Genomic DNA, 18,930 nt, shown 5'->3' on the forward strand with positions numbered 1-18,930 from the left:
TTTCAGCGCAATCAGTAAGTCTTCATTTGTTTCCAAAACGTATTCGGACGGGACTTATGTGTGTTTTCATGCAGGCTTTCGGCTTTGCCCGGACGAATAGGCCGGCGTTTTAATTCCTGTCTCGGCAAAGGCTTTCTGACCGGGGTATACGCCTCTTGCTCCCAGGCTTCCACTATGACATGGGCATTTGTCCCTCCGTCAGCGAAACTGCTGACGGCGGCAATCCGCGGTGAATTCGTCCATTCACGCAGAGCGTGCGAAAAATAAAACGGCGAGGCGGACAGATCGTAATGCGTCATCGGCTCTTTGCCCGAAAGGAAAGGCACACGCATTCGGCGCGAGAGCATAAGCACTGTTTTAATGAATCCGGCAATCCCTTCAGCGCATAACGGGTGTCCGATATTCGGCTTCATCGAACCCAATTCACAAGGCGCGCTGTTTTGCATACGGTACACCGCTTCAATCGCCCTCAGTTCCAAAAGGTCGGTTACCTCAGAGCCTGAACCGTTTGCTTCAATGTAGCTGATATCCTCCGCTTTTCTGCCGCTTTTGGCAAGCGCCTTGGCCATCACTTCTTTCTGCGCCTGTATATTCGGTGTGGCAGGCCCCGCGGTTCTGCCGTCATTGTTTACGGAAATGCCTTTAATGACCGCATGAATCCGGTCCCCGTCTTTTACAGCCTGGGCAGCTGTTTTTAAATACACCATTCCGACGCCTTCTCCCAATACGATGCCGCCGGTGCGGCGGTCAAAAATATGAAACGCAGGCTCTTCGCTTAGCAGTTTGCGAAGTTCGAACATCCGGTGGGTTTGACCGGATTCCAGCAGACTGACTCCCCCGACCACCGCTGAGTCGATTTCACCGCAAGAGAGCGCCTGTATCGCCATATTCATCCCGACAAGCGCTGAAGAACAGGCCGTATCCAAAACGAGACTCGGCCCCTTCAAATCAAAAAACTGAGAAAGATTGGCCGCTAAGTAATTCGGACCGGCTGCGACTATCGGATTTTTTGCATGCTTCAGACGGTTTTCATCAGGCATACTGCCGCCGCGTCCTCCTAAATAGACACCGGCTGACCTGCCTTTCATTTCTTGTAAAGAGTAACCGCTGTCTCTGAACAGATGAAGCGCCTCTTCTAATATAAGAAAGGACTGGATATCCATTGCCTTGATGTCTTCTTCGGGAATAAGGAAAAACCCCGGGTCAAAATGCGTTACATTTTTTAAAAGGCCCGCATAATCCGCCTTCTCCGTTTTCCAGCGTTCTTTCGGCACCCTTTGAATAGCCGACGTTCCTTCAGACAGTAGCTTCCAATAAGCTTCAATTGATTCAGCTCCCGGAAAACGGCAGGACATTCCGACAACAGCGATGTCTTGCGCCGCTGCAGCTCCAGAGGGCTGAATGACAGCGGCTGCAGTTTGTATGGGAACGTCCGGTATTTCAGGCTGAACCGGTTTTGAAACGGCAGCTTTGATTTTGGGATATGCTGTTTCAAGCCATCCCGCCAGCGCAGCAACCGTAGGGTATTCATACAGCACCGCCGGGTCAAGGTCAGCTTTGATCCTCTTTCCGATCGCTCTGGACACTTGAGCAAGCATAATGGAATCGGCTCCGTAATCTTGAAACGGTGTATCAGATTCAAATCTTGACGGCTCCAGTCTTAATTCCCGGCAGCAAATGCCCGTCAGCCACTCCTCAACGCTTTCTGTATCGGCCTGTTCCTGCTGCTTTGTTTCAGTAAGGCCGGATGAAAGCAGCAGACGGTCAGGCTCCCATTTTTCCGGGTGAATGACGGCCGGCATAATAACAGATCCGCAATCGCCTGCCATGATGGCATCAAACAGGCTCAGCCCTTCTCTGTCAGTGATGCTCTTTAAACCGCTTTTCAGATAGGCCCGGCTTTTTGATTCGCCCATACCCGTTTCTTTCCAGCTCGGCCACTGGACGCTCAGAACCGGAAAACCTTTTGCGGCCGCAAAATAATCCATATAGGCGTTAGCCATGGCATAATCGCTTTGTCCCGCTCCTAATTCCGGCATCACGCCGGACACTGAAGAAAACAGCGCAAAAAACCGGAGAGGCTCCTTGTGCAGCGCTTGATACAAAAGGTCCAGTCCGTCTGTTTTAGGCTCAAGCACGGGCATCATCTGTTCGCTTGTTTTGCGGATAAAGGCCGGATGATCGAGATCTACGGCTCCCGCTGCGTGTATCACGCCTCCAATCGGGCCCATCTTCTCTTTCACCCGGCTGACGGCCTGCTCATATTCAGGGCCGGATGATACAGACAGCACTTCCGTTCGGACACCTTTTTGTTCGAGCTCTCTGATTCTTCTCACTTTATCGGAAAACGGGGAATTCCGTTTGACATGATCATCCCACTCCGCTTTCGGAGGCATTGTTTCTTTTCCGGTAAGCACGAGTTTCGTGACTCCGTATCGTTCGGCAAAATGCCGGGCGAATAAATATCCGAGCCCCCGGGTCCCTCCGGTGATCCAGAGCACATGGTCTTTCGGAAATGAAAATTCTTTTTCAGCTAAGCTGTTTGTTTCCTTTAACCGCGCGTGATAACGCACACCGTTTCGGTAACACACTTCGATGTCTTCAGAATCGCGAAAAAACTCCTCTGCGATCTGGTTTGCCAGCTCAGGATCTTCGGCAGTCCGTTCTGCATCCATATGCCGCGAGCGGATATCCTTATACTCACTTTGGAGCATCCGGTACAATCCGGCCTTTTTTGCACCTGAGAGATTTATCGTTTCATTTGCAAAAGGTTCAAGCCCCTTTGTCACACAAAGCAGCTGAAGCTTTCGGCCGCGGTTTCTGTTGTCAATGAGAGACTGCAGACGATGAATCCAGCCGTCATCATGATTGATTTCCGTCCCGCATCCGGTCACATCAATCAGACCGCCAAATTGGGCCGCGTCCCCGGATATTTCCGGTGATGCAGCGTCAATGATTTCAGACTCGGGGAAATAACGGGACAGCTCAACGGCTAAATTTCCTGTCTGGTGATCAGCAGCTATTCCGATGACGCCCCGCACTTCCTTAGCCGGAACACGGCTGCTTTCTGCCCAGCTTTTCTGTAAAAAGCGGATTTCACGAAATGTTTCAGAATGTGATTCAGCATCACGAACATTGTCCGGCGCTGCATCGTCCGGCCAATACCGATCCTTTATAAATGGATAACCGGGAAGGCTGATGCGATGCGGCAGGCTGCCGTTATAAAGCTCTGACCATTCAATCTTCAGCCCTTTTACCCAAAGTTCCAGAAGCTTCGCGAATTTTTTTCTTTTCATCCATTTACGGACGGCTTCCTGCATATCTTCATCCTTAAAAACGGCTAGAATGTCTTTATACTGTTTGCTTTTTCCCCTGAAGCAGCCGTCTGTCCCGCCGTCAATAAAACGCTGCAGTTTTTCCGCTAACTGCTCTGTCGACGTCACGATAAACGCAGCACGTTCTTCCATCGCTTCTCTTCCGGTTTGAAGGGTGTAAGCCGCATCCCGGAGGCTGCGGTCTGTGACGTCATTTTTTCTGATCGCTTGAAGAAGCTGCTGCGCCCGCTGCTTCAGGCTGGCCTCCTGTTTGGCGGATAATAAAATGACTGCGGGATCTTCATCTGTGAATGGCTCATAAATCTCCCTATCAGGTTCAATATATTCTTCTATCAATATGTGGGCATTTGCCCCGCCCGCGCCAAAAGAAGAGATTCCCGCGATTCTCGGAATCTCTTTTTGCGCTCCGCTTTCCTCAATGACCGGCCGTTTCCAGTCTGCCAATTCATGCTGCACCACAAACGGCGTCCGGTCGAATGCAATATTCGGATTCAATTTTCGGCAATGTAATGAGGGAGCCAGCTGTCGTTTTTGAAACTGAAGCAGCAGTTTCGTTACACCGGCAATGCCTGCCGCGGCTTCCAAATGCCCGATATTGGATTTAACTGAGCTGATGGCGCAAAAGCCTTTATCTGACGTTTTCGTTTGAAATGCGCGGGTCAAACCGTCAATCTCGATCGGATCTCCGAGTTCAGTACCCGTGCCGTGGGCTTCGATACAGCTGATCATCCGCGGATGTATTCCCGATTTTTCAAGCGCGCCGGAAATCACGTCAGCCTGGGCGCTCGGACTCGGCACTGTATACCCGTTTGTTCTACCGCCGTGATTGATATGAGTGCCGCGAATCACACCGTAAATATGATCCTTATCAGCCATCGCTTTTGACAGCGGCTTTAACAGCACGGCCCCGACGCCTTCCCCGGGAACAAATCCGTCCCCGCCTTCACCGAAACTTTTGCACGTTCCGTCTTTTGAAAGCATTCGATAGGCGCTGAGCTCCGCATAAGCCGAAGGATGCGTATACACATTCACACCGCCGGCAATCGCCATGTCGCATTCGCCGCGAAGGATGTTTTCACACGCTTCGTGAATTGCAGTCAGCGAAGATGAGCACATCGTGTCGACCGGCATGCTCGGCCCTTTCAGATTAAGAAAATAGGAAACTCTGTTGGCCGCTGAACTGAACGACGTTTTCGGCTGCAGGGTGCCGCCGTTTTTCCAGTACATTCCGTACCCGTTTTTCGTAATGCCCGCAAAAACGCCGACCCGGCCGTTATACAAATTCTCAAGCTGTTCCTTCGTATAACCGGCATCCTCCAGCACCTGCCAGCACATTTCAATAAAGAGACGCTCCTGCGGGTCCATATTCAAAGCATCACGGGGTGAAATTTGAAAAAACAGCGGATCAAAGAAAGCGGCATCTTTCAGAAACCCGCCCCGCTTACTGTAACTTTTCCCTTCTTTCACGGCCGCTTCAGGATCAGGGTTGTAGTACTTGTCCTTTTCCCAGCGCTCTTCGGGAATTTCCGTCACACAGTCTTTTCCGGCCGCTAAGTTATCCCAGTACTCTTCAAGTGTTTCAGCTTGCGGATAACGCCCGCTGACTCCGATAATCGCAATCCCTTCTTTTGTCTGGTTCTCATTGGAAAAAGCAGGCCGTTTCTTTCGCTTGATAAACGACGGAAGCACCGGAAAATCTTCATTTGCCAAAACCTGTTCTGATATGCCTGAACGGTGGTCATCATCATTTGTCCATTTTCGGCATTCTTTTGGATAATCCGTGACAAAGTGAGCTGCCAGAGATCCCAGTGTCTTATATTCGTAAAAAACCGTTTTGGAAAGGTCACCGAAAAGCAGAGACAATTCGCGGTTCAATTTCGTCACAGTGACTGAGTCGATTCCGTAGGTTTCCAGCGGCTCTTCAGTATCTATGTTGGAAACAGCAATTTTTGTAGTCAGGCCAAAAAGCGTTTTGAGCTGAAGAAGCGTTTGTTCATACAAACGTTCACTGCGGTGTTCGGCATTGGTTTTTCCGGGAGCGCCCGTCTTGATGACAGGCTGCAGCTTCAACCCCGACAAGGAAGCCCATATTTTCCCCTCTTCGTCACATAAATCAATATAAAAGCTCCCCGCCTTCTCTTGTATCTCGGCCCATACCTTGTCAGGACAAGATTCATAAAACAAAAGCTCGTCCAATGAAACCGGGGCGAGCGTTTTATATTCTTTGCCGCCAAGCAGCGCGCATGCCTCTGTCACACTTTGCATCACACAGGGAGGAAGGCCGAATCGGGCGGATTCTTTTTGGTTTGTCAATGGAATTGATATGTCTGCCAGCATCCGTCCTGCTGAGGCGTAAATACGCTCAATTCCTTTCATGTGCTCACTGTATTGAACGATATCGTTCTGAGTGATGGCTTCAATTTGCTGCTGATCCATCAGGAAGCCGCTGTTTTCCTTCAAGCGGCTGATATCCAGCATGCCGGGCGCAGCATCAACTGGCTGAATCGTCCCTTGGCTGTACACATCATGATGACTGAAATCGGCAGAAAATGGATTATAAATCTCAAACCTTTTGGCTTCACCCTCTGCGGGTATCAGCCTGATTTCGATATGGAACGGCTCAGCCTCAGTCAGAATGGGCTTTGACCACACGATATGCGTCAGCCGGACAGCCTCAGTCTCCTTTACTGTCAAAACAGCGGCAGCTCTCGCCATTTCCAAAAGAAGTTCTCCGGGCATAAGCTTTTTACGCTGTAAAGAAACATCAGCGAGAAAAAATTCCCGGCCGCTGAAAGCTGCCGAGAATCCCTGTCCCGTTTCATCGGAAATATGCTGCTGAGCAAGCGGATGAAGGGAAGCCGCTTGGCGAAGTCCCATCCGCATATCATAATCGCGCAAAATGCCGATCGCATCCTGTTTTGTCATTTTTTTATTTTTGACGTCAGAAAAAACCCGATGCAGAAACTCTTTCATATGGTTTCCTCCATTACGCTAATCCCTGTAAAAACCGATCGTTCTTTTTACAGCGGCTTCTATGCTTATTTCGTTTTTCTCCAATTCATCAAGCAGGCGTTCATAAGTCTCAAGCGGGGACGTATCAATCTCATAAGTCTCCCGGTGCCTTATATGCTGCGCACTGTGCGGTATCCAGCAATGTGTTTTCGCAAAAGGATAGACGGGCAGGCTGACTTTTTTTGGCCTTTGGTCCGGATATAATTTATTCCAGTCGACATGTAAACCTTGCACCCATAATTTTGCAAGCATTGCATACTTTCCTGCTTCAATCCATTGATCTACGGTCCCGCTCATTTCTGCGTTGTCCGTCATCTCTGTAAACAGCTGTTTCATCGCTTTGTTCCGGCCTGTAAAGAAATTCTGCCCCGTCTCCTTGCCGCTGAGGAAATCATTCAGCGCGTTCGTAAGCTCTTCTTTTGTTTCAGCAATGACGGCAAGACGCTCTTCCATTTCATCCCGGCCAAGCTGAAGCGTATAAGCGATACCCGCAAGAGCTCCGTCAGCTGAATGTGTCTTTTCCAAATATCTGCGCAGCTGTTCCGCACGTTCCTTCAGCTGTTCCGCCGTCTTTGCCGAGAGAATGAATAAGGACGGCTGAAGTTCACCGGACGTCCATTGTTTCTCTTCAACAGGAGAAACATATTCTTCGAGCACGACATGAGCATTGACACCGCCAAATCCGAACGAGCTGACACCCGCTCTCCGCGGCAGTTCATTTCCGCTATCATCAGTCGCCGCTTTCCACGGCTGAGTGTCGCGGACGAAATAAAACGGGCTGCCGTCGAGGCTGATATACGGATTAACGGTTTCACAATGCAGACTTTTCACGAGCGTTTTGTGCTGCATCTGCAAAATAATTTTTAAAAGCCCGGCCATGCCGGCGGCAAGCTCTGTGTGGCCGATATTCGTTTTGACGGAACCGATGGCGCAATGAGGCTGATCGGGTGCCGTTACTCCGGCTTTCTGATAAAGCGCTGCAAAAGCCGCTTTGAGTCCGTTGATTTCTATCGGATCTCCGAGCGCCGTTCCCGTGCCGTGGGCTTCAATATAACTCACTGTACGGGGGTCGATGTTCGCTTGCTGATAAGCTTTTATCATGACTTCTGTCTGTGCTTTCGGATTCGGCGATGTAAGGGAAGCCGCCCGTCCGCCATGATTTTCCGCCGTTCCGCGAATAACGGCATAAATACGGTCGCCGTCACGTTCCGCATCGGATAATGTTTTCAAAACAATCATGCCCGCACCTTCAGCTCTGACATACCCGTCCGCTTGATCGGAAAATGTTTTGCATCGCCCGTCTTCACTGAGCATTCCCGCTTTATTAAAGCTGATATGCATATCCGGCGATACAATAGCATTGACGCCTCCTGCAATCGCGATGCCGCAGTCTCCGGCCTGAATTGCCCTGACCGCACGGTGAACAGCGACCAATGAGCTTGAACAGGCGGTTTCAATCGGTTCGCTCGGCCCATGTATATTCAGAAAATAGCTCATACGGTTCGGACCGATTGACGGAACCGTACCGGCGGCGGAAGAACCCTCAATCTCTATATGGAACTTTGAAGCTTCCTGAGCGTAACCGCTGTTTGTCGTGCCTGCAAAAATGCCTGTATTTGTTCCTGACAGGCTTTTGGCAGAGCAGCCTGCATCTTCAATCGCTTTCCATACATGCATCATTAAAAGTCTTTGCTGAGGATCCATCATTTCGGCTTCATGCGGAGAAATACCGAAAAATAAAGGGTCAAATTGAGCGGTTTCATCAATGAAGCCGCCCCACTTTACATTGCTCGCATTTTTATCTTTCTGCGGATCTCCGTAATACTGTCTCCAGTCCCAGCGCTCCGGCGGTATTTCAGAAATGCAGTCCTTTTCTCCGGCTAAATTCTCCCAAAACATTTCCGGATTTTCAGCCATTGGAAATGCACAGCTGATTCCGATTATCGCCACGGGCTCAGGTGCAGCTGCGGTTTTTGTTTTAGGAAGACGGGACGGAATCAAGAATGGCTCCGTCTTCATTTTTTTACGCACAACCGGTTTCTCCGTTTCTGCCTGTGAGCCGAATGTATCCGGATGTTCCGTCAGCAAGTATTGGGCAAAACGAAAGACTGTCGGGTATTCAAAAAATACGGCCGGTGTCAGTTCAAGCCCATACGTTTTATTTAGTTCATTTGCAAACTGCGTGAATGAAACCGAATCAAAGCCATAATCTCTCATCTCTGATTCAGCATCTATCTCGTCTTCTTTCACCTTCAGAATGCCTGATATCATATGTTTGAGTTCCGCTTGTACTTTATTCGGCATATGGACGGGCGTCTTCCTTGACACATGAATGCGATTGGACGGTTCCGGCGTTTCAGGCATCAGGTTTTTTCGAATCCGTTTTTCGTCGCCTTCTGCCACCATGACCTGGTGTTCTCCGGAGGCAAAAGCGGCGTAAAGCGCTTGGATGCCTGACGCCGATCGCATGGCTCTCATTCCGGTCTGTTCGTACATCAGCCGTTCGGTCTCTTTGTCCACACGCATACCGCCTTCTTCCCAAAGCGGCCAGTTGACAGACAGAGTCTGCCCGCTCCGCCTGTTGTCCCGCACGAGACGGTTCCGGCGGGCTGCATAAACGTCCATAAATGCGTTGGCTGCCGCATAACCGGCCTGCCCCGGATTTCCCATACCTCCCGCCAAGGAAGAAAACAGGATGAAAAAGTCCAGCCGCACATCTTTCGCTGCTTCATCAAGATTGATAAGCCCTTTCACCTTCGGCGCCATGACGGTCTTCCGTTCGTTTTCTGTCTGGTTCAGAATGTAGTTGTCAGCGATCACGCCTGCGCCGTGAATGATCCCGTCGAGTGTTCCGTGCACCTCCTGTATGCCGCGGACGAGGGCGATGACCGCCGCCCTGTCTGTCACGTCAACCGGTTGATACAATACGCGGGCACCCGACGCTTCCAAGCGCCGTAAGCGGGCGGAGCGGTCTTCATCAAGCGCTTCCGCCCTTCCCGTTAATACGAGGACGGCGTTTTTGACGCGGGAGGCTATTTCTTCAGCGAAAATCAGGCCGATGCCGCCCGCTCCCCCGGTGAGGAGGTAGACCCCTTCGTCTTTCCACGGAACGGCGCCGCTTTGAGGCGCCGGCAGATGACGCCAGTTTCTGACGAGACGTTTGCCGGCTTCATAACGGATTTCCGCTTGTTCAGGATGCGCCCGGTTTTCTTTCAGCTTGGCAAGAAGCGCCGAGGCTGACTCGTCCGGATCGGCTTGGATGACTTGGCCGTACAGCTTCGGATGTTCAAGGTGAGCCGTTTTCAGAAAAGCGGCCAGCCCCGCCAATACATTGTCTTCCCCCCTGTCGGGGACAAGAAGCTGGATCAGCGTTTTTTTCTTCTGTTTTTCTTTGATAAGACGCGTGACGATCGCTGACAGCTCCGCCGCGCAGGCGTCATAACGGTCTTCAATCGGACCTTCGCCGTCAGCCGCACATACGGCGCCGCTTATGTCCTCAGCGTTCATTCCGCCATACAGTGTCACGTATCTGAAAGACTCTTCTTGTCCGCTGCCTTCATCCGGCGGTGATTCCTGCCACTTTGGCTGAAGCAAGAGCGGTTTTTCCTCCGTTTCCTCTTCCAGAAAACGGGCGGTGAGCCCCGTCAATCGGACACATACCGCACCGTTTTCATCACACAGCTCAATATGATAGGCGCCGTCCGCTGAGGAAAGCACCGCCCACATCGTCTCCCGGCACGCAGAAAACACCTGCATATCCTGGAGGGCAAACGGCAGAAACGGCCGTCCGGACGCGGAACCGTCTGAGAGCACGAGACCGATAGAAGCCTGAAGGGCGGCGTCCAGCATGCTCGGATGCAGGATGAACGGCTCCTTTTCTTCGCGGGCGGACGGCGGAAGAGTGAGCTTTGCGAGCACTTCTCCGCTTCCGGCATAGACGGCGTCAAGCGCCTGATGAGACGGTCCGTAGGTGATGCCGAGGCTGTCGAACGCTTCATAGCACTCAGCCTTTGACAAGTGACGGCCGCCGCAGCGCGCCTGAACCGCTTCTACATCGAGAACAGGAGCACGCTCCGTCTCTTCGAGCACGGCCTTTCCCTGGAAAAAGACAAGCGGCTCTTCTCCTTCGGCATACGCTTCAAAAGCGATGTCTCCGTTTTCTTCCGGCTGAAGCTTTACATGAAGCGTCACTCCTTCAGAAAGCGCCGTCACCGGACGGAGCCAAACGATCTGTTTGAGCCTTACACCCGTTTTCCCGCCCGGCAAGTCTTCGGCGGCAAATGTAACGGCGGCCCGGGCCATTTCTAAAGCAGCCGCGCCCGGAAGCACCGGTTTTCCATTGACGATGTGATCGGCAAAAAACGGTTCATGTCCTGAAAAAACAGAAGTAAAACGCTGGGCGGTAAAGGTCGATGTATTCGCGTGGAGCAGCGGGTGAAGTCTGGCTGCTTTCTCACTTTTCGCTGAGCCTGTTTTGTCAAGTGACACATCAGCTTTTGTGACCCAATATCGGTCTTTGGCAAAAGGGTAGGCCGGGAGACTGATGCGGCCCGGGTTGCACTGATAAAGAGCTGACCAATCGACGTCAAGTCCTTTAACCCAAAGGTCAAGCAGCTTTCCGTATTTCCCTTTTCTCAGCCAGGCATTTATGGTAAGCGCCATATCTTCATCAGAAGTGAGCGAAGCCGCCAATGAATGATGTTTGGCTGTCCTGCCCCGCCAGATATGAGCATGTTCGATATTATGATCGTTTGAGAAACTCATAAGCTTCATTTTCAGTTCTTCTATCGACTCGGCCGTAAATGCAAGCCGCTCAGCCATCGGTTCTCTTCCCGCCTGAAGCGTGTAAGCGATCTTGGCCAAATCCCCGTCAGAACGTTTTTTTCTTATGACATCATCCAGAAGCTGGCGGGCGCGCTCTGATAATTGCTGCTCATTTCGCGCTGATAAAATGATAACAGCCGGTTTTTGCGGAGAAACAGACGCGTTTTCCATTGGTTTCAGGCTGTCAGACGGCACATATTCCTGAATGATGACATGTGCGTTTGAACCTCCTGCTCCAAACGAGGAAATGCCGGCAATTCTCGGATATTCCTTCATTTTACCCGTGATATTCAAGACAGGTCGTTTCCATTCCGTTTCTTTTTGCTGTACGAAAAACGGAGTGTGCTCAAACTCAATATTCGGATTCAATTCCGCGGCATGCAATGAAGGGGCAATCCTCTTATGTTTCAATTGCAGAAGCAGTTTGGTGATCCCCGCAATCCCGGCAGCGCTTTCTAAATGTCCGATATTTGATTTAATGGAACCGATGGAACAAAACTGCCGGTCTTCTGTTGTCAGGCGAAAAGCTTTCGTTAACCCGTCGATTTCAATCGGATCACCGAGCGCAGTGCCCGTTCCGTGGGCTTCCAAGTAACTGACCGTTCTCGGGTGAATGTCTGTCCGTTTCAACGTCTCTGCGATCAGATCAAACTGCGCTTTCGGATTTGGCACCATATAAGCGTTTGTCCTGCCTGCTGCGTTCAGCATGCTTCCTTTGATAACGCCGTAAATATGATCGCCGTCTTTCTCCGCTTGAGCAAGCGGCTTTAACACAATCGCCCCTACTCCTTCACCGTCAACAAAACCGTCCGCACTGTCTCCGAAAGATTTGCATTTATCACCGGGAGACAGCATTGAAAAAGCGGACAGCCGCTCATAGTGGGCCGGATCAACGATAAGATTGACTCCGCCGGCAATCGCTGTTTCACTCATTCCGCTCCGCAGGCTTTCTGCGGCGAGATGGACAGCTGTTAAAGAAGAAGAGCAGGCTGTATCCACAGCCATACTCGGCCCTTGGAAATTGAACAAAAACGATACTCTGTTTGCGATAGACCAGTCGCTGGGAACTGTCGGGTAATTGCTGTTCATCACACCGACAAAGACTCCGATTTTCCGGCTGTCACAAAGCGTGGCCGGGGTGTACCCCGCATCTTCAATGCTTGAATAAGCAGTCTGCAGAAACAACCTTTCCTGCGGATCCATCCTTTCAGCTTCCGCGGGAGATATACGGAAAAACAGCGGATCAAATTTATCAATGTCATCGAGAAAACCGCCCCATTTTGAATAAATGGACCCCCATTTTCCGCGTTCCTCGTTATAAAACGTTTTCCAGTCCCAGCGATCTTTCGGCACTTCAGTAATAGAATGCCTGCCGGCTTTTACATTTTCCCACAGCTCATCAACGTGATCGGCGCCCGGATACCGGCCTGACAGACCGATGACAGCGATATCCTGGATATAGGGATCTCCGTTCGTCCTGCTGCCTTCCTCGTTTTGAGGAATCTTGTTTTGTTTTACATTCAGATTATCTGTGTGATCAGACAGCTGTGCCTTACGCACACCCATCGCTTTCATAAATGCTTCCGGCTGAGAAAGAAGCAGGTAATCCGCGATTTCTTCTATCGTCTGATATTCAAAAAAGAGGGTGCTGGTCATTTGGTCAAACACGTTACGAAAGGCATTTGTGAGCCTGACGACCAGAATAGAATCCAAACCGTATGCGGTTAAGGAAACCGACTGATCCATTCTCCCGCTCGGAATCTTCAGCGTTTTTCCTATTAATTCCGTCAGATATGTGATGCCCCGTTCCCTTACGTTTGGAATCGGCGCGGCGCTTTCTGCGGGAGCCTGCACCCGTCCGGCGTTTTCGGGATGAGCCCGTCCATTCCCGAATTGCCGCTCGAGCGCTTCTTTACGGGAAGACAGAAAGTAATCAGCAAGCTCATCAATGGTTTGATATTCAAAAAATAAAGTGCTGCTGACAGAACCGAAGACGTCTTTTAACGCGTTGGTCAGTCTGACGACCAGTATGGAATCCAATCCGTATGCGGTTAAAGGTTCACGGGATAAAAGACGATGCGCCGGCACTTTAAGCGCTTCACCGATGACCTTCTTCAACAGTTCAACGCTTTTTTCTCTCAGGCTGACATGCAAAGTATCATCCGAAAGACCATCTGCGTCATACGGACGGCGCTCCGGCTTCTCTTCTGACGCCTGCGGGAGGGCAAGCCTGACCGTTCCGTCACTTTCAGCCGCTATAATCTGCTGGCCTAAGTCGTGTGCGGCTTCAGCCGGAAACAGAGGATGGACGAACCCTTCAAGCGAAAGCGCTTCCGCCCAGCCGGCCGGCTCAACCCCCGGACAGCCCGGAATCCGTAAATCATGATCCTCATACAGCCACCAGCCTTCAAGAAGGCCGAACGTCACATGGTTGAATATGGTACGGCTGTTGATCTCATTTATAAACAGCTGACCGTTTTTTTGCAGCATTGCTTTCGCATGGCGCAGCGCAGAGCGGATATTTTTTGTCGCATGAAGCACATTGGTCGCGATCACTGCGTCATACGTGCCGATGTCCGGCGCTTCTGCTGATACCGGCTGCTCAGCGTTGAATATTTTATAAGTGACATAAGGATATTCCGGACCGAATATGTCTTCTGCATGTAAAAGAAATGCTTTAGAAATATCCGTGAAACAATATTCGGCAATATGCGCTTCATACGGTTTCAATTTTCTCATGACCGCAGCGCTCGTCCCGCCCGTTCCGGCTCCGATTTCTAAAATGCGGATTTTCGCCTGCGGATCTTTTTCCAGACGTTCCTTCAAAACTGCAATCAATGTGTCAGCAAGCTTGTCATTGAAAAAATCAGAAATGATATTATTGCGGTAAATGCCTTCCACAAGACGGAAAGAGGAGTCAGGGAACATCACTTCCGTTGCCGGAAGCTTACCGGTTAAAATGTCTGGAAGCACACGCAATGTCTCTTCTGCCAATCTGACATGCGCCCTCATGTCTTTCTGGCGCAGCCAAGTCTCTTTTTTCCGCTCCCATTCCTCCCACACCTGCCCTAGATCCGTTTTTTCCGGAGTAAGCGCTAATTTATTCAGGAGGACAAAGCTCTCTTTCAGCCATCTGCTGTATTGTTCCGTTATGCCGGCAGCCGATTGAAATAACGGCAAAGCCTGACCAAGCCCGGCTCCCATCTCATAAAGGGTTGATACAAGCATTTTTTCAATAAGGGACTCCATCTCTCTCATGCAGCTCATGACACTTGATGCTTTTAACCGCTCAGCTTCGTCATTCTGCGTGATGTTAACCGTTAATTGTCCGAGTGCGGAAGGAATCTTTTCCGGATAAACCGTTACTTGTTCTTTCAGATCGTCTTTCATAAAAACCAGATCTGTCGTTTTGATCAGCGCCAGCTGGTCAAGAGGTCCGGAAAGCAGGGTTTCCAGCGTTTTCATCGCTTCGGGCGCCTCAATAGAAGCGATTCCGTCCCGCTCCATCCGTTTCCGGTATTGTTCTGAAGCGACAACGCCGACACTTCCCCAAAAGCCCCAATTGACAACTTTTACGGCATACGGCGCTTTCTGTGAGATCCGCTTAGCAAAAGCGTCTTTAAACGTGCACCCGGCGGCATAATTGCTCTGTCCCGGCGCTTTTTGAAACGACATCATCGAAGAGAAAAACAGCAAGAAATCCAAGGGTTCCCCTTCAGCTACCCGGGCAATCTGCAAGCTCACATCAGTTTTTGCAGAAAGTGAAGCGCGGAACTGCTCCTCTTCCATATTGGCAAAACTTCGGTCTGATAACACGATGGCGGAGTGAATGATTCCGCGGACCTTTCCATTTTCCTTCACAATAGTGTCATACGCCCGTTTGAGAGAGTCATAATCCGCAGCATCCGCGCTGAAATATTGCGGTGCGGGACCTAAAGCTGCAAGTCTTTTCAGCTTTCTTTCAATCTGTGTATCTTTTTTCCGTCTCCCGATCCAGATAATTTTCGCCTGATAGGTCTGAATCATATATTCAGTCCATACTTCTCCTATTCCGCCTGCTCCGCCGATAATCACATAAACCCCGCCGTGCCGGTATAATGAAGGCTCATCTGCATGAGGCTGGCAGACGGCCAATTGCTGGCGGTGCCACTGACCTGCACGAAATACCCACGGATTTCCCTCGGAGTCCGCCGGTAAAGAGAAGACATCGGGGAGATGCCGGTCTCCCCTTTGAGATTCCAAATCAAGAAGCCGGATGCTCCAATTGGTGTATTCTTTTGCGAGCGACCCCGCTAATCCGTGTATGCTTGCATGACTCGGATTGACCTCATCATGTTCATGAATCGGCTGTGCTTGAAACGTGCAGATTGTCAATGATAGTTGTTCCATGTCAAAATTCAGAAGCAGAAGCGCTTTTACCAGCCGGAAAAGCTGCATGACCCCGTGCTCCTGTCCCTCGGCCGTATCCGCATCATAAACGGATGGAATGGGATGATCCGGCGCCGCCCATATCATGTGTTGAAAAGAGCCTTGCGCTTTCAATGTTTCAGCCATTTGTTCCGCGCTGTCCAAAGAAGTGATGTCCGGAAAACGGACATCGGAATACATCTCTTTCAAAGCCTGCTGAAAATCCGGCCCGGCCCCGATGACGATTATTTTTTCTTCACGCATGAAAGACATGCCGGTTTCCGGAATGGTGACGGTGTTCCAAACCGGTGTCATAAGCAATTCCGTTTCACGGCTTTTCTTCGGCGTGACGCCGGCTTTTTGGTTAAACCCGGCGCTTTCCTGCACCTCTTTTATGATAAAATCTTTCACTGCCGCCAACAGCACGCCGCGCTCATCACAAATATGCAGATCAAATTGGTGAACGGAGGCCGCTTTTACCTCCGCATGCACAAATACGGTTTTCGCTAACGGTTCAAGCAGCTGTATTTCTCCGAAGGAAAACGGTACGATAAGCGCAGGCTCTTTTTGAAATTGCAGCACATGCGCCATTGCAGTTTGAACAGCGCCATCCATTAAGGACGGATGTAGGATGTACTGTTTAAAATCGGCTTCCAAGTGTGACGGGAGCGTTAATTTGGCCAGTGCTTTCCTTTCTGTATAAGAGAATTCGCGGATGACCTGAAAACTGTCCTTTTGCACGATTCCCGCCTCAGAGAACGAGTGATAGATGTCTTCCGGCTCCGTTCTCTGCGCAAATGGCGCCGGGAGCTGAAAGGCCGGGGCCTCTAAAGACGTCCCTTTTTCTTTACAAATCACTTCTCCTTGCGAAAAGAGGGTGCCGTCCGCTCCTTTTTCTTTAATGACATAGCTTATACGCTCTTTTTCTGCTTCAAACTCTATCATGACGGATCTTGGGTCTGTCCCTGTCACAATCGGCTCCATGTACCACACACTTTGAAGAGAGACGACCGGGCGTTCTCCCCACAATCCCGCGCCGTATGCCGCCATTTCCAGATGACAGACTCCGGGAAGCACATATTTTTCGTTCACTAAATGATCTTTAAAGAAATATTCATCCTTGGAAAATATCTTTTGAAACGTCCCTTTCCGGGCGGATGAAACATTCTCATCAAGCAGAGGATGCAGCGCTTCACGCCTTTTGATATTTTGGGGCTTTTTTGTATACCGCTTTTTTTGATCGGTCAGCCAGGACGTTTCCTTTAAAAACGGATACGTAGGAAGCGGAACTTTCTGATACGGCGTTTCCGGCTTTTTGCAACCTTGAAGGCCTTTCACCCACAGCGCGGCAAATTTCTCAGGATCTGAAACGGATTGGCCTGAAACGTCCGGACGCCCGGGTGACGCTTTTCCGAAGTACATATACCTGCCGTCGCTGTGACCGCTTACAAATCCGTCCAATTGCCGTTTCAGCTCAGAAAGGGATGATGCAATGACAGCAAGCCGGAAGGAGAAAGGCTCTCTGCCTGACAATAAGGTGGCAGCGATATTTTCCAGACTGTATCCGCCGGCAGAAGGCAGGTTTTCCAATCGGGCAAGAAAAGAGCTTAATTTCCCGGCATATTCTTTCAGCTGCTGTTCGGTATGTGCGCTTAATACGACGGCATGCGGTTTTTGCTCAGTATTCCCGTCCGCTTGCCGTTTTGGCTGATAAGCACCTACGATCAGATGGGCATTAGAGCCTCCTGCGCCGAATGAACTGATTGCGGCGATTCTCGGTTTATCTCCTTCAGCCGGCCACGGCCGGTTGTTTCGGACGACATAAAATGGCGAATCAGAAAAAGAAATCTTGCGGTTCAGTTCCTCGGAGTGCAGACTGGCGGGAAGCGTTTCATGTTTCATGCTTAAAAGCACCTTGATTAAACCGGCGATCCCTGCAGCCGCTTCCAAATGTCCGATATTGGATTTCACCGAGCCGATTCCGCAGTAGTTTTTCTCATCGGTCTGTTTATCAAATGCCATAGACAGGCCGCGTATCTCAATCGGATCGCCGAGCGCCGTGCCGGTTCCGTGAGCTTCAATGTAGCTGATATCCGCCGGACTTACCGCGGCTCTGTTTAGAGCGGATAAAATCAGGTCCCGGTGCGCTTCCGGATTCGGCACCGTATACCCGGTCGTTTTGCCGCCGTGATTAGTGGCTGACCCCTTAATGACACCGTAGATGTGGTCTTTGTCCGCAATCGCTTTTTTCAATGGTTTTAACAAAACGGCTCCCGCGCCTTCGCCGGGCACGTAACCGTCTCCGCCTTCACCGAAACTGCGGCATTTTCCTTCAGAAGACAGAAAATGTGATTGGCTTAAAAACATGTATTTTTGCGGATGTAAGCTGAGGTTGACGCCTCCGGCAAGCGCCATTTCACAGTCGCCCGACATAATGGCCTGACAAGCCTGATGGACGGCGACAAGCGATGAAGAACACGCCGTATCAACAGCGATGCTCGGGCCATGGAGATCAAGGAAATAAGAAACCCGGTTCGGAATGCCCCAATATAAGGAGCCGGGGCCTTTGTACTGATCTTTGAGGAAACCTTCTTCGTGTGCAATTAATGAATATTCATTCCAGGTCACTCCGGCGAATACACCGATTTGATCCGTCGGCCTGGCCGCCGGGTTCCCGTAACCGGCATCCTCCATCGCTTCCCAGCAGCACGTGACATACAATTTTTGCTGGGGGTCCATTAAATCAGCTTCCCACGGGGAAACAGAAAAAAACAGCGGGTCAAATTGATCCGGATGATCAATAAAACCTCCCCATTTACTGTATGACGCGTATTCTGCCGTTTTCTCTTCCGAGTAATAAGAGCTGTCCCATCTGTCCTCTGGGATTTCAGAGACACAATCTTTATTTTCCATTAAATTGTTCCAAAAATCATGCTGGTTTTCCGCTTTCGGAAACATCCCGCTCATTCCGATAACCGCAATATCAGAGCTCCCGTCCGTTGCCGGTTCAGGCACCTTTTCAGCCGCCTGTACGGGAAGCAATTCTTCTTCCTGCGGGCTTCCCGTATCAGGCTCCGTTTCTTTGAATTCAAGAACGCTTTCGGGATTTCGTTTCTGCGCACTTAAAAACTCACTCAATTTCTCAATGTTCGGATATTCAAACAGCAGCGTTTCAGAAAGGCCGGTAAATTCTTTATGCAATATGGTCATGATTTCTTCACTGATGAGAGACGTCACGCCAAGAGTAAAAAAAGCGGTTTTATCTTCCGCCTCGGTCACCTCGGCACCCAGCTTTTCCGCTATTACCGTTCTTAAAAATTCGTTAATACATTTCATGAGGATACCATCCCTT

Annotated in this window: 2 protein-coding genes; both read right to left on the reverse strand. The window is 50.4% G+C overall.

Going from position 1 to position 18,930, the window contains the following annotated elements; genetic code table 11:
* Window positions 1-11: 11 nt before the first annotated feature.
* Window positions 12-6,308: a beta-ketoacyl synthase N-terminal-like domain-containing protein gene (locus NYE36_RS12585; RefSeq protein ID WP_265451344.1), complete on the reverse strand. Its 6,297-nt coding sequence runs from the start codon at window positions 6,306-6,308 to the stop codon at window positions 12-14.
* An 18-nt stretch (window positions 6,309-6,326) separates the two neighbouring features.
* Entirely contained in the window at window positions 6,327-18,914 is a 12,588-nt protein-coding gene (locus tag NYE36_RS12590) for a type I polyketide synthase (protein ID WP_342496859.1), read from the reverse strand.
* Window positions 18,915-18,930: the final 16 nt, after the last annotated feature.

The organism is Bacillus sp. FSL R5-0593, assembly GCF_038603755.1.
In the GTDB taxonomy this organism is placed as follows: Bacteria; Bacillota; Bacilli; order Bacillales; family Bacillaceae; genus Bacillus; species Bacillus velezensis.

Coding starts and splice junctions, on each gene's coding strand:
- NYE36_RS12585 (WP_265451344.1), bottom strand. CDS start 6,308: ATGAAAGAGTTTCTGCATCGGGTTTTTTCTGACGTCAAAAATAAAAAA.
- NYE36_RS12590 (WP_342496859.1), bottom strand. CDS start 18,914: ATGAAATGTATTAACGAATTTTTAAGAACGGTAATAGCGGAAAAGCTG.